This window comes from Mycobacterium asiaticum, from assembly GCF_001673365.1.
Lineage (GTDB): Bacteria > Actinomycetota > Actinomycetes > Mycobacteriales > Mycobacteriaceae > Mycobacterium > Mycobacterium asiaticum_A.
Map to the genome: position 1 here is coordinate 40,442 of NZ_LZLS01000184.1, position 13,415 is coordinate 53,856.

Below are 13,415 nucleotides of genomic sequence, written 5' to 3' on the forward strand. Positions count from 1 at the left end.
CGAAAAATCCGTCGGGAAATCGCAGCCAGGTTCGGCTCGCGGGAGGGTTTATCGCTTCGGTGGTGTAGGACACTGGTATGTCCCTGTTTGAAATTTCCGACCGCGCCCAGCAGTACCAAACGGATCTGCGCGAGTTCATGGATTCGCATGTCTACCCGGCCGAGACGGTCTACGACGAGCAGATGCGGGAAGCCGGTGACCCGCACTTTCACCCGCCGATCCTCGAGGAACTGAAGGCCGAGGCGCGAAAGCGCGGTCTGTGGAACCTGTTTCACCCACACTCGGAGTGGGGCCCGGGACTGACCAACCTCGAATACGCGCCGCTGGCCGAGATCATGGGCCACAGCCACCTGGCATCCGAAGCGTGTAACTGCAGCGCACCGGACACCGGCAACATGGAGGTGCTGACGCTGTTCGGTACCGACGAGCACAAGGAGCGTTACCTCAAGCCGCTGCTGGACGGCAAGATCCGGTCGGCCTTCGCGATGACCGAACCGGCGGTCGCAAGCTCGGATGCGACCAATGTCGAGATGTCGATGGTGCGCGACGCGGGCGATTACATCCTCAACGGCCGAAAGTGGTTCGCGTCCAACGGTATGCACCGAAACTGCAAAGTGCTGATCGTCATGGGCAAGACCGATCCGAACGCGGCACCGCACCGCCAGCAGTCGATGATGGTGGTGCCGATCGACGCCCCCGGCGTCACGGTACGGCGCAACTTGTCGGTGTTCGGCTACCAGGACCGCGAGGGCCACGCCGAAATCGACTTCGACGACGTGCGGGTGCCCGCCAAGGACGTCCTGAAAGGGGAGGGTGAGGGCTTCGCGATCAGTCAGGCCCGGCTCGGGCCCGGCCGCATCCATCACTGCATGCGTGCGATCGGCATGGCCGAACGGGCGTTGGAACTGCTATGCAGGCGGGCGCAGTCCCGCGTCACCTTCGGAAAGCCGATCAGCGACAACGCCAACATCCGCGACTGGATTGCCGAATCCCGCATCGACATCGAGATGATCCGGCTGCTCACCATGAAGGCCGCGTATCTGATGGACACCGTCGGCAACAAAGAGGCTCGCACCGAAATCGCTGCGATCAAGGTGGCCGCTCCCAACATCGCGCTCAAGATCGTCGACCGTGCGATCCAGGTGCACGGCGGCGGAGGGGTCACCGACGACTTTCCGCTCGCCATGGCCTGGGCGCACCTGCGCACGCTGCGACTGGCCGACGGTCCTGACGAGGTACACAAGCGCGCCATCGCCAGTCAGGAGCTGCGTAAGTACCGCGAAGTGGCACCGCAGTGACACACGACGCGCCTGTGGTCGTGGGCCTGGACCCCGACGCAGTGGCCCGGTGGCTCACGGAGTTGGACATCGAGTTTCGCGCACCACTGCAGTTCCAGCGCATCGGGCTCGGGCAATCGAATCTGACCTACCGGGTCAGCGACGCGGTCGACCGCGCCTGGGTGGTACGCAGGCCGCCGCTGGGGCATTTGCTCGCGTCTGCGCACGACGTGCTGCGCGAGGCGCGGATCATCGCGGCGTTGGCCGATACGAACGTCCCGGTACCCCAAATACTCGCTACCACAACGGATTCGCGGTTCTCCGACGTGCCACTGGTCTTGATGGAGTTCGTTGACGGATTGGTGGTAGACACGATGGGCGTCGCTGAGGCGTTGACACCGCAGCAGCGTCACCAGATCGCGGTGGACCTACCGCGCACGCTGGCCAAGATCCACGCCGTCGACCTCGCCGAGGTGGGGCTGGCGGACCTGGCCAGCCACAAGCCATATGCGCAGCGTCAGCTCAAACGGTGGACCGGACAATGGGAACTGTCCAAGACCCGAGACCTACCCGAACTCGACGACCTCACCCGTCGGCTGATCGCCGCCGTGCCCGAGCAGCGCGAAATCAGTCTGGTGCACGGAGATTTCCACCTGCGCAACCTCATCACGTCGCCCGGGAGCGGTCGCATCGTCGCAACACTGGACTGGGAACTGTCCACACTGGGCGATCCGGTCGCGGATATGGGTTCGCTGCTTACCTATTGGGCCGAACCGGGCGAGGCGCTCGCCGGTGATTTCGCGCCGTCGACGCTGCCGGGGTTCCCGGATCGCGCCGCGATGACCCGGCTCTATCTGGACGAGACCGGTCGCGATCCGGCCGCACTGCAGTATTGGCACGTTCTTGGGTTGTGGAAGCTGGCAATCATCGCCGAGGGGGTGATGCGCCGGGCGATGGATGAGCCGCAGAACAGGGCTTCGGCGGGAACACCCTCTACCAACTGGATCGACGCGCGGGTCCGCAAGGCTCGCGAAATCGCCGACGCCGCAGGGATCTAGCGACTGCCCACCAGGTACCAGGTGTGCATGACGCCCTTGCCTTTTACCTCGATGTCGCCGCGTTCCTCGAATACGAAGGTGGCCTGGAGCCGCTCATAGACGTCCTGCGGCACCTGAATTCGGCCCTCGAGCGCGGTTGCCTCCATCCGTGCCGCCACGTTTACCGCGTCGCCCCACACATCGTAGAAGAACTTTCGTGCTCCGAGGACCCCCGCCACGACGGGACCCGCCGCCAGGCCGATTCGCAACGGAACCGCTCGTCCGCGCGAATCCTGCAGTCCGGCAACCTCGTCGGCGATGTCGAGCGCCAGATAGGCCAGCGCCTCAAGATGGTCTGCCCTCGACTCCGGCACGCCACTTACCACCATGTAGGAATCCCCACTTGTCTTGATCTTCTCTAAGCCGTGCCGATCGACAAGTACGTCCAACTGGCTGAAGAGCCGATCCAGAAATTGCACCACGACGGGTGCCGCGGTGTCGCTCGTTCGTCGAGTGAACCCGGCGATATCGGCGAACAGGACCGAGGCGTCGTCGTAGCTGTCAGCGATCACGGTCTCCGGATCGTCTTTGAGCCGCTGGGCGATCGGGGCGGGCAGGATGTTGGCCAGCAAAGACTCGGATCTGTTGTATTCGACCGTGATTGCCTTTTCGGCGCTGGTGATTTCCCGCAGCGCATACCCAACAGTCGCGACCACGATGAGCCACGCGGAGAGAACCGAAATGACGAATCCGAAGCTGTAGGCCCAATTAGGTTGGGCACCAGTAGTTTCCGGAACCAGGAATTCCAGCCCGATGGTAAGTCCCGCGCCTAGCGCGGCCAGCACCGCCGCGAGCACGAAATGATCGATGCCCAGCACCAACACGATTAGCGACGCCCCGACCAGGTAATAGAACTGCATCCCGGATCCCGTGCCGACGTGCATGCTGATGGTCGTGATCATCACGTAAGCGATGATGGTGAAGGCCACCGGCGCGACCAGTTGGCCGAAGCGATACAACAACGGGATCGCCAGGTACACGACGGTGCTGACGAGACTGATGGTCCCGACCAGCCACCCGCCGCGTCCGATGAATAGCGAAGCGAAGCTGAAGAACGCGCCGATCACGGCGCCGATACGAGTGGCCATGGTAAGCACCCGCTCTTGGCGGGCACTGTGGTCAGCGTGCTGTGTGCTGTGCACAGGCAGGCGGATTGCCATGCGATGCAGCGTAACTCTGCTACCGCGCCACTTCGCGGTGCCCGGCGTCCAGTCGGCGGGTCCACCCGCGAGCGTCGAGGTGTTCGAGCAAGGGGATTGCGACCCGCCGAGTGGTGTTCAGTGCCTGCCTCGCTTGGCTTGTGGTGAACGGCTGCTCGATCGCGGCCAGCGCCCGCATCGCCAGCGCGGGCGCGTTCGGCAGTAAGACGACACCGTCGCGCAGTCGCAACACGCGCCCGGCGCGTTCGGCGGCGGCCAGTTCACGGGTTCCGAGGTGCAGTGCCTGCAATTCGTAAGCCTCGGGCGCCCGGAACGGCTCCGTCCGCAACCGCGTCTCCAACTCCACCACCGCTGCCTCGGCCACACCGATGTTGGTGTGAGTTCCCGGCGCTCGAATGTGACCACCCCGTTGCTCGAGACCTGCTCCGCGTGCGACAGCGTCGAGCAGCGTCTCGTCGGGCAGCGCCAGCAGATCACGCGCGGCGCCGCGGGACAGGCCTTCTGCCAATGGATCTCGTTCGTGCAGTTCGACCACCGCGGCTTGCAGCCGTTGCTGCCATGCCTCGAATGTCGGGGCGTACACCCACCAGCCGTCGATCACGCGTACCTCGGCCGGCACCTCGTCGCGTCGCAACCCCAACCGGCGCAGATGGGTCTCCTGCACCGCACCGCGGCGAGCCACCTCGAGGCTTACGTCGCCCTCTGCCCTCAGGCCGGCCAGCGTCGCCGTCCGGCGCGCGCTGTCGCCACGTCGCCGCAGTGCAGGCGGTTCGGCGTCGAGTACCTGCGCACCGCCCAGTACCCGGACGCTACCCGGGTCACGCAACACCAACCGGTCCCCGAGTATCAATGGCAGCCGCCGGTCGAGGGTAAGTCGGGCGTGGTCGTCGTCGAAGGGCCGCAGTCGCGCGGGTGAGGCCGCGGTGCCGACGTGCACGACGAGTTGCGTCGGGGCCTCGGTGAAAGGGCCGCCGCTGGCGCGGCGCACGTCGAGTGATCGCGTGCATGGCCACGCGTCGGGTGTGACCAGCGCGTCACCGCGTCGCACGGCCTCGCGAGGGACGCCACGCAGATTGAGTGCCACCCGAGCGACGGGACCCAATGTGGGGAAGGGTTCGCCGCAGCTTTGCAGGCCGCGGATGGATACTTTCCGGACGCGCGACCCGCCCAGCAACTGCAGGTCGTCGCCGACGGCCAGGGTGCCCGCCGAAAGTGTTCCGGTGACTACGGTTCCCGCACCGTCGATGGTGAAGGAGCGGTCCACCCAGAGTCTTAGTCGGGCGCTGGTCTGGGGTGCCGGCACGCGCGCCAGAACGGCGTCGAGGGCGGAGCGTAGCTCGTTCAGGCCGGTGCCCCCGGTTGCCGAGACGACGACGCCGGGAGCGTCCCGCAGCGCTGTTCCGGCCAGCTCCGCGCGGGCCTGCGTCAGGACTTCGGCGGCCCGATCGGGCGCCCGGTCGGCGCGGGTGACGACCAGGAGACCATGCTGAATACCAAGGGCCGCAACGGCATCGCGATGGTCACTGGACTGCGCCTGCCAACCCTCATCGGCTGCCACGACGAAGCAGACCACCGGCGCGGGACCAAGCCCGGCCAGGGTGTTGGCAAGGAACCGGTGGTGACCGGGTACGTCGACGAAGGCGACGCTACGGCCCGACGGCAGAGTGGTCCAAGCAAAGCCGAGGTCGATGGTCAGGCCGCGTCGGCGCTCTTCTTCCCATCGGTCGGGCTCCATGCCGGTGAGTGCGTGGATGAGCGTGCTCTTGCCGTGGTCCACGTGACCTGCGGTGGCTACTACATTGCGTGACATTCGTGCTCTAGTGCTTTGCACCCAACGCTTTTCGGACCGCGGTCAGCAGGCGAGCGTCGTCGGCTTCCGGGATGCAGCGCAGGTCCAGCAGGCAGGCACCGTCGTGCACGCGCGGCAGCACTGCCGGGTCGCCGGTGCGCAGCGGCGCGGCCGTTGACTCCGGCAGCCGAATCGCCCAGCCCGGCAACGGGACTCCGGGGGCTCCGCCGCCGCCGACCCGTCCGTCGTGCGGGACGACGGTCGCGTTCACGGCGGCCGCCAGTGTCTCGGCCCGGGCGCGTAGCCGGGCGGGGTCGGCGTGCAGTGCCTGCGTCACCGGCGACTCGCCCGCTTGCACGGTAGCTTCCAGCGCCGCGAGGGTGAGTTTGTCGGCGCGGACCGCGCGCGCCAGCGGATGTCGCGTCATCCGGGCGACCACCTCGGCACGGCCCAGCACGATTCCGGCCTGCGGGCCGCCGAGCAGCTTGTCGCCGCTGGCGGTGACGATGTCGGCGCCTTGCGCCAGCGCGGTGCCGGCATCGGGTTCGTCGGGGAGCAGGGAGTCGGGGGCGAGGAGGCCGCTGCCCAGATCGGCGATGAGCGGGATCTGCCTGGCCGCGGTCAGGGTGTGCAGTTCGGGCAGGGTGGTGGCGGCGGTGAACCCTTCGACGCGGAAGTTGCTCTGATGGACCTTGAGTACGCAACCGGTTTCCGGTCCGATCGCCGCCTCGTAGTCCTTGAGATGCGTGCGGTTGGTGGTTCCGACTTCACGCAGGCGGGCGCCCGTAGACGCGATTAGATCGGGCAGTCGGAATCCGGCGCCGATCTCGATGAGTTCCCCGCGGCTGATCAGGATCTCGCGGCCGGCGGCCAACGCGGTAGTCGCGAGCACCAGGGCGGCGGCGCCGTTGTTGACGACGAGCGCGTCCTCGGCGGCCGGGCACGCGTTGAGCAGCGCTCGCCGAACGGCGACCCCGCGCTTGGACCGGGTCCCGGTGCCGAGGTCGAGTTCCACGTCGACGTAGCCGCTGGCTGCGGTGAGGGCTTCGACCGCGCCCGGTGCGAGCGGCGCGCGACCGAGATTGGTGTGCACGACGACGCCGGTGGCATTGAGCACTGGCGTCAGCGCCGTGGCCGTGCGCGCAGTCAGGGCTTCCTCCAGGTGGGCGCGCACGTGTTCGGGAGCCAGCTGGCCTAGCCGGGCCTGTTGTTGGACGTCCTGGACAATAGTCCGTATCACGTTGTCGCCCAACCTGTTTCGCGCTTCCTGCACGGCCGACAGCGCTAGCAACTGGTCCGTGCGCGGAATCAATCGGCGTGGGTCGACCTGCGTCACTTGACCTCTCGGGTTACTTGCCGGGCATCACGCGGAGGCGGACGGGAATCGAACCCGCCAGACCGAGATGCTCGATCTCACCGGTTTTGAAGACCGGGGGGACCACCAGGAACCCAAACGCCTCCGTTGGTAAACCTAGCGTGGCGCACCGCGGTTTGGGCCTCCGGCGGTATATGTGCGCGTGCCCGCCTCCGAGCGACAAATTTTCTGTCGCTGAGAGCCGGGCAAAAGTGCACTACCCCGGCAGCTCCTCTTGCGGAGATCGGGCAGCTCCTCTTCCGGAGGTATATGTGCGGTTGCCCGCCTCCGAGCGACAAATTTTCTGTCGCTGAGAGGCGGGCAAACAGACACCCTCCCGAGCGGCGGGCACAACCGGGCCCTCGTACGCTCGGCTCATGACGCGGCTGACCGGATACGCGCACGGCGGCGGCTGTGCCTGCAAAATTCCGCCGGGCGAGCTCGAAGAGGCGGTCCGCGGGCTGACCGGACAACGCGGCGAGAACGTCCTGGTCGGGCTGGACGACGGCGACGACGCGGCCGCTGTCCTCGTCGGTGACTTCGCGGTGCTGTCCACCGCCGACTTCTTCACACCGGTCGTCGACGACCCCTTCGACTGGGGGCGCATCGCCGCGGCGAACGCGCTGTCCGACATCTACGCCATGGGCGGGCGCCCCGTGGTAGCGATCAACCTGATCGGCTGGCCGCGCGACGTGCTGCCCTTGGAGCTGATGAAGGAGGTGCTGCGCGGCGGGTTGGCGGTGGCATCGGAAGCGGGCTGTCCGGTGATCGGCGGCCACTCGATAGACGACCCCGAACCCAAGTACGGGATGGCGGTAACGGGCGTGGCCGATCCGGACCAATTGCTGCGAAACGACGCCGCCGCGGCGGGACTACCGCTGACCCTCACCAAGCCGATCGGACTCGGGCTGCTCAACAACCGACACAAGCAGACCGGCGAGGTGTTCACCGAGGCGATAGCAGTCATGACCCGGCTTAACCGGGACGCGGCGCAGGCGGCCATAACCGGTGGCGTGCGGGCCGCCACCGACGTCACCGGGTTCGGCTTGCTCGGCCACCTGCACAAGATGTGCCGGGCCTCCGGTGTCGGGGCCGTCATCGAGCGCTCGGCGGTCCCCGTGATCGAAGCCGCGCGGGTGGCGCTGAAAGACGGCTTCGTCTCTGGCGGTACCCGGCGCAACCTCGACTGGGTGCGGCCTCATCTGACGCAAGCTCCGGATGTCACCGAGGACGACCTGCTGCTGCTGGCCGACGCCCAGACCTCCGGCGGCCTGCTGGTGGTCGGGGAAATACCCGGCTACCCGGTCATCGGGCACACCGTGGCGGGCCACGGCATCGAGATCCGCTAGTCCGCCTCAGGCATCAACCAGCAGACGTGATCGAGTCGTCGGTCATACCCGCCGCGCGGCGCGCCGCCAACCGCCGCTTCTGCGGCTCGATCGTGTAGCGGGGATCGCGCGCCGACTCCTTCCCCGCCTCGAAGAACCCGAACCTCAACAGCGCCGACGCCGTCAGCAGCGACACGCCGGACAGGGCCGCGACACCGCGGTGTCCCCCGCCGAGCAATGCGCCCAACCCGCCCGCAGCGGCCAGGCGTTCGCTCCATTCCAGCATTCGACCGGGCGCGCCCTGGTGCAGCGGCTCCCTGGTTACCGGGTCCATTCGGTGCTCGGTGATCCGCGCGAAGATCAGATCAGCGATCGCTCCGATGACGGCGAGCCGGCGGGCGGGTCCGGCTTCCGAGACCGGGGTCGTAATCATGGCCATTCCCGAAGCGGCCAAGCTGGCCGAGCTGGCAAACACGAACGGCAGATCTCGATATGCGGCATTCCAGGTCGGCGTCGCGGTGTCGGAGAGCAGCACCGCGGTATAGACCGCCAGCGGCGCAGCAAAAACCGCGGCCTCCATTCCGGCCGGCCCCTCGACCGCACGCAGCACAGGCCGCAACGGACCCAACGGCAACCGGTCACCGGTCATCCAGTCGACTTCGGAGACCGCCGCGACACCGATGCCCGCGCTGAAGAAGCTGAGGATCCACGAGCCCAGGCTCATCGGCGAGGTCAACTTGATGGTCCGCAGCATGTTGACGAACCGCTCCGGGCGGCCCAGGTCCTTGACCAGCGCGGCCGCCCCCAACCCAACGGCGGCCAACGCGGACAGCCGGGCGTTGCGGCGCAAGGTGGCCCGTCCGGTGAGCTGCGCGCCGGCCGCCAGCAGCCCGGACCCGCCCGCCAACCCACCGAGAAACAGGTACGCGCCTACCTCGTGTCCCCACGGCGCCGGTTTGACCACCGGGCGTCCGTAGTAGCTGGTGAACTCCGCCTCGGGCACCATCACCGACTCGTCGCGGCGTCGCCCTGCCCGGCCCCGACGGCGCCGTCGGCCGCGTTCCGGCTCCGGCGGCCGCAGGCTGTCGAACTCCGATGTCGTCACCGGCGCCCACCCAGAAAAGCCAGCGCCGCGGCCCCGACCATGCCGGCGGCTGCGATGCCGGCCCGCTTGAACATGGTCGCCAGGTCCGCCGTGCACACCCGCGGATCCGGCGGCAGACCGTAGACCTCGGGCTCGTCGAGCAGCAGGAAGACCGACCCGGTCCCGCCGACGCCGTCGTTCTCGTTGGCGCCATACAGACGCGCCTCGGTGAGCCCCCGCGCGTGCAGTTCGGCGACCCGCTCACGAGCCTGCGCAACTAGATCGTCGTGGTCACCGAATTTGATCGACGTCGTCGGGCAGGTCTGGGCGCAGGCCGGCGTCTGGTCTTCGAGGAGCCGGTCGTAACAGAGCGTGCATTTCTGGGCTACGCCGGTGACGAACTCGTGTCCCGGACGCTCGGAACGCTTGTCGGGGGCAGTGTAGGTGCCGTCGCTGCGGCGCTCGACGACGCCGAACGGGCACCCGGCCACGCAGGTGCCGCAGCCATTGCAGACGTCGTCCTGCACGACGACGGTGCCGAACTCGGTGCGAAACAGCGCCCCGGTGGGGCAGACGTCCAGGCAGCCGGCGTGGGTGCAGTGCTTGCACACGTCTGAGGCCATCAGCCAGCGAAACTCGGGCGTCTCCGGGGGACTCGTGTCGGGCGGACCCGGCAGGGCCGGCATACCCAGGCTCACCAGCGCACGCCCGGACTCGCGGGCCTCCTCGATGCGCTCCCGACCCTGCTCGATGAAGGCGACGTGCCGCCAAGTGCTGGCACCCAGTTGGCCGGTGTTGTCGTAGGACGAGCCCAGGATCTCCAGGTCACCATCCAGCGGGTTGCGGTTCCATTCCTTGCACGCCACTTCGCACGCCTTGCAGCCGATGCAGATCGAGGTGTCGGTGAAGAAACCTTTGCGCGACTGCGGTTCCGGCCACCGGGCATCGGAGGTGGGGTCGGTCGGTCCGGCCAGTTGACCCATCAGCCCTCCTCGCGCGGTTCGGTGATACGAACATTGTCCGTCTCGACGGTCGCCCCCGCGCGTGACTGGTACTCCTCGATCAGGCGCAGCAGTTCTTCGCCCTGCGGTCGGCGTCCGGGACGGATGTCGCACGACCCTGCCTTGGATTCCTGGATCTGCACATTGGGGTCGAGCACCACACCCAAAAGATCGTTGGCCGCATCCCCACTGACCACCGCGTCACCGCCCACCCCCCAGTGGTAGGGCAGACCGATTTGGTGGAACGTGTGCCCGCTGATCACCAGCGGCGTCATCCGTTCGGTAACAAGCACTTTCGCTTCAATTGCCGCTCGTGGCGAGATGATGGTGGCCCACCCGTACGGCTCAAGCCCGCGTTCGGCAGCCAACTCCGGCGAGACCTCACAAAACATCTCCGGCTGCAATTCGGACAAGTAGGGCAGCCACCGGCTCATGCCGCCCGCGGTGTGATGCTCAGTCAGCCGATAGGTGGTGAACACATAGGGGTAGACCTCGGCCCCGGGATCGCCGGCACTCGGTGCCCACAGATTGTCCTTGCGGGGGAACATGATTCGCGACGGACTCTGCTGCTGCGGATAGAGCGCGTTGGCGACGGGCGACTCTTGCGGCTCGTAGTGAGTGGGCAGTGGACCGTCGACCATTCCCTTGGGCGCGAACAGCCAGCCCTTGCCGTCGGCCTGCATGACGAACGGGTCGTCGCCGGCCAGGGCGGCGGGCCCGCCGATGTCGGGGTCGGGTCGTGCGGTCGGAGCGCGGTCGGCCGGGAAGTCCGGCACGTCGTTGCCAACCCAGCGCCCCTCGTCCTCGTCCCACCACACGTATTTCTTGCGCTCGCTCCACGGCTTTCCCTCGGGGTCGGCGGAGGCGCGGTTGTAGAGGATGCGCCGGTCGGCCGGCCACGCCCAACCCCACTCGGACTGGTTCGGTGTCGGGCCGCCCTGCGGCGCGCGCCGCGCTGCCTGGTTGACCCCGTCGGCGCGCACGCCGGAGTAGATCCAGCACCCGCAAGCCGTCGAACCGTCGGCGCGTAGTTCGTGATAGCCGGATAGGGGGCTGCCCGCCTCGGGGCCGGTGAGTTGAAATCCGTTGATCTCGGCCAGCACCGCTTCGGAGTCCGGGTCGCCGTGCTCGTTGACGGGATAGTCCCAGGTGAGATCGAGCAGCGGCCGGTCCCGTTCGTCGGTCGAGCCGGCCAGGCGTTGGCGGATTCGGTTGCCCAATTCGACGAAGAACTGCAGTTCGCTCTGGCAGTCGCCCGGCGGGTCGACCGCCTGATGTCGCCACTGCACCATCCGTTGCGTCTGGGTGAACGAGCCGGCCTTCTCGACGTGAGTGGCCGCCGGGAAGAAGAACACCTCCGTCTCGATCTCTTCGGTTTTCAGTTCCCCAGAAGCGATTTCGGGACCGTCCTTCCAGAACGTGGCCGACTCGATGAGGTTGAGGTCGCGCACCACCAACCACTTCAGGTGTGACATGCCCATCCGCTGCATCCGCCCGTGCGCCGAGCCGACGGCCGGGTTCTGCCCCAGCAAGAAGTACCCGTCGACCTCGTCGTCAAGCATGGCGAGCACCGTTTGATAGGTGCCGTGCGGACCCGAGAGCCGCGGCAGGTAGTCGTAGGCCCAATTGTTGTCCGGCCGGGCGGCGTCCCCCCACCACGCCTTGAGCAGGCTGACCAGATAGGCGTCGGCGTTGGCCCAGTAGCCCTTCTGATCTTTTGGACCCACCGCCTCGAGGTAGTCGTCGAAGGTGTCGTGGAGCCCTGCTTTCGGCATCGGTAGATAGCCGGGCAGCAGGTTGAACAGCGTCGGGATATCCGTGGAGCCTTGGATCGTGGCATGGCCGCGCAGCGCCATGATGCCACCTCCCGGACGTCCGATGTTGCCCAGCAGCAACTGCAAAATCGTTGAGGTGCGGATGAATTGGGCGCCGAGGGTGTGCTGGGTCCAGCCGACTGCGTAGGCGAAGCAAGTGGTGCGGTCGCGCCCGGAGTTCTCGGTGATGGCCCGGGCCAGGTAATCGAAGTCTTCGACGCTGATGCCGCACACGTCGCGAACCATCTCCGGGGTGTAGCGGGCGTAGTGGCGCTTGACAATCTGGAACACGGTCTGCGGATCTGTCAGCGTCTCGTCGCGCAGTACGCGGGCGTGCGGCAACTGCGGTCCACCGCTGCCGTGGGAGTGGCCGGCGGCGCGCTCGGAGGCGCTGGCGCCATGCTCGTCACCGTTCTCCTGTTCCGCTCCCCGTTCCGCTCCCCGTTCCGCTCCCCGTTCCGCATAGGCCCACGTCGACGGGTCGTACTGTCCAGTCTCGGGATCAAAGCCCGAGAACAGTCCACCCAGATCCTCGGTGTCCCGGAAGTCGTCGTTGATCAGGGTGGCCGCGTTGGTGTAGGCCACCACGTATTCCTTGAACCAAAGGCCTTGGGTAATCACGTAATTGATCAGCGCGCCCAGCAGCACCACGTCGGAACCGGCCCGGATCGCAATGTGCTTGTCAGACACCGCCGAAGTGCGGGTGAAGCGCGGGTCGACATGAATTACCTTCGCGCCCCGAGCTTTAGCCTCTTCGACCCACTGGAAGCCGACGGGGTGACACTCGGCCATGTTGGAGCCCTGAATGACGATGCAGTCCGCGTTAGCCATGTCCTGCAGTGACTGGGTGGCGCCGCCGCGCCCGAAGGAGGTTCCCAGACCGGGAACCGTGGCGGAGTGTCAAATGCGAGCTTGGTTCTCGATCTGTATTGCACCCGCGGCGGTGAAGAGTTTCTTGATGACATAGTTCTCTTCGTTGTCGAGAGTGGCTCCGCCGAGCGCGGCGATTTTCATGGTGCGCCGCAGGGGATGACCCTTCTTGTCGATGTCCTGCCAGGCATGGCGGCGGGCTTCGACGAAGCGGTCGGCCACCATGTCGATGGCGGTGTCGACGTCCAGCGATTGCCATTCGGTGGCACCGGGTGCGCGGTAGAGCATCTTGGTCTGCCGCCCGGGCGAGTTGACGAGTTGTTCGCTGGCAGAGCCTTTGGGGCAGAGCCGGCCGCGGGATATCGGCGAGTCGGGGTCGCCCTCGATCTGCACCACCGTCTCGTCCTTGACGTAGACCTTCTGTCCACAGCCGACCGCGCAGTACGGGCAGATGCTTTGCACCACTCGGTCTGCGGTCGACGTGCGCGGGGCCAGGGCGCGGGTCTGTTTGGAGGTCACCGCGGGTCCGCGGCCCAGCACGTCACCCGACCGCAGCTGCCGCACGACGGGCCACTCGAGGAAAAGTTTGGCGACGCGGTTCTTGGGAGCCATGTTCGAAGCCTAGTGCTCATCCGGGCACG

At 67.0% G+C, this 13,415-nt stretch carries 9 protein-coding genes and 1 tRNA gene; 3 read left to right on the forward strand and 7 right to left on the reverse strand.

Translation table 11 applies throughout. The features are described 5' to 3' along the window. Positions 1-77 precede the first annotated feature (77 nt). Together A5634_RS20065 and A5634_RS20070 are read left to right on the forward strand one after the other, a co-directional pair. Positions 78-1,298, forward strand: a complete 1,221-nt coding sequence (locus A5634_RS20065; RefSeq protein ID WP_065145771.1) for an acyl-CoA dehydrogenase family protein — start codon at positions 78-80, stop codon at positions 1,296-1,298. Continuing rightward, positions 1,295-2,335 (forward strand): phosphotransferase family protein, encoded by a 1,041-nt coding sequence (locus A5634_RS20070; RefSeq protein ID WP_065145772.1) that lies wholly within the window; start codon positions 1,295-1,297, stop codon positions 2,333-2,335. The genes A5634_RS20065 and A5634_RS20070 overlap by 4 nt, the downstream gene beginning before the upstream one ends. On the opposite strand, the gene A5634_RS20075 is transcribed toward A5634_RS20070, so the two are convergent. From A5634_RS20075 to A5634_RS20090, 4 genes are all read right to left on the reverse strand, one after another. Then, on the reverse strand, positions 2,332-3,534 hold the full coding sequence (locus A5634_RS20075; protein WP_065145773.1) for an adenylate/guanylate cyclase domain-containing protein: 1,203 nt from the start codon (positions 3,532-3,534) through the stop codon (positions 2,332-2,334). The genes A5634_RS20070 and A5634_RS20075 overlap by 4 nt on opposite strands. 19 nt (positions 3,535-3,553) lie before the next feature. Then, positions 3,554-5,344: a selenocysteine-specific translation elongation factor gene (gene selB / locus A5634_RS20080; protein WP_065145774.1), complete on the reverse strand. Its 1,791-nt coding sequence runs from the start codon at positions 5,342-5,344 to the stop codon at positions 3,554-3,556. Between the two features lie 7 nt (positions 5,345-5,351). Beyond that, positions 5,352-6,659: an L-seryl-tRNA(Sec) selenium transferase gene (selA, locus tag A5634_RS20085; RefSeq protein WP_065145775.1), complete on the reverse strand. Its 1,308-nt coding sequence runs from the start codon at positions 6,657-6,659 to the stop codon at positions 5,352-5,354. Positions 6,660-6,690: 31 nt separating this feature from the next. Further along, a tRNA-Sec gene (locus tag A5634_RS20090) sits at positions 6,691-6,784 on the reverse strand. Positions 6,785-7,054: 270 nt separating this feature from the next. On the opposite strand from A5634_RS20090, the gene selD reads away from it, so the two are divergent. Continuing rightward, a complete protein-coding gene (gene selD, locus A5634_RS20095) occupies positions 7,055-8,026 on the forward strand; it encodes a selenide, water dikinase SelD (protein ID WP_065145776.1) in 972 nt (323 codons plus the stop codon). A gap of 13 nt (positions 8,027-8,039) precedes the next feature. On the opposite strand, the gene nrfD is transcribed toward selD, so the two are convergent. From nrfD to fdh, 3 genes are read right to left on the reverse strand one after another with little or no spacing between them, the layout of a single operon-like run. Continuing rightward, a complete protein-coding gene (nrfD, locus tag A5634_RS20100; protein WP_065145777.1) occupies positions 8,040-9,110 on the reverse strand; it encodes an NrfD/PsrC family molybdoenzyme membrane anchor subunit in 1,071 nt (356 codons plus the stop codon). Then, a complete protein-coding gene (locus A5634_RS20105; protein WP_065145778.1) occupies positions 9,107-10,072 on the reverse strand; it encodes a 4Fe-4S dicluster domain-containing protein in 966 nt (321 codons plus the stop codon). Before A5634_RS20105 ends, nrfD begins: the two co-directional genes overlap by 4 nt. Further along, entirely contained in the window at positions 10,072-13,386 is a 3,315-nt protein-coding gene (gene fdh / locus A5634_RS20110; RefSeq protein ID WP_081290549.1) for a formate dehydrogenase, read from the reverse strand. The genes A5634_RS20105 and fdh overlap by 1 nt, the downstream gene beginning before the upstream one ends. Between the last annotated feature and the right edge of the window lie 29 nt (positions 13,387-13,415).

Coding starts and splice junctions, on each gene's coding strand:
- A5634_RS20065 (WP_065145771.1), top strand. CDS start 78: ATGTCCCTGTTTGAAATTTCCGACCGCGCCCAGCAGTACCAAACGGAT.
- A5634_RS20075 (WP_065145773.1), bottom strand. CDS start 3,534: ATGGCAATCCGCCTGCCTGTGCACAGCACACAGCACGCTGACCACAGT.
- selB (WP_065145774.1), bottom strand. CDS start 5,344: ATGTCACGCAATGTAGTAGCCACCGCAGGTCACGTGGACCACGGCAAG.
- selD (WP_065145776.1), top strand. CDS start 7,055: ATGACGCGGCTGACCGGATACGCGCACGGCGGCGGCTGTGCCTGCAAA.
- A5634_RS20105 (WP_065145778.1), bottom strand. CDS start 10,072: ATGGGTCAACTGGCCGGACCGACCGACCCCACCTCCGATGCCCGGTGG.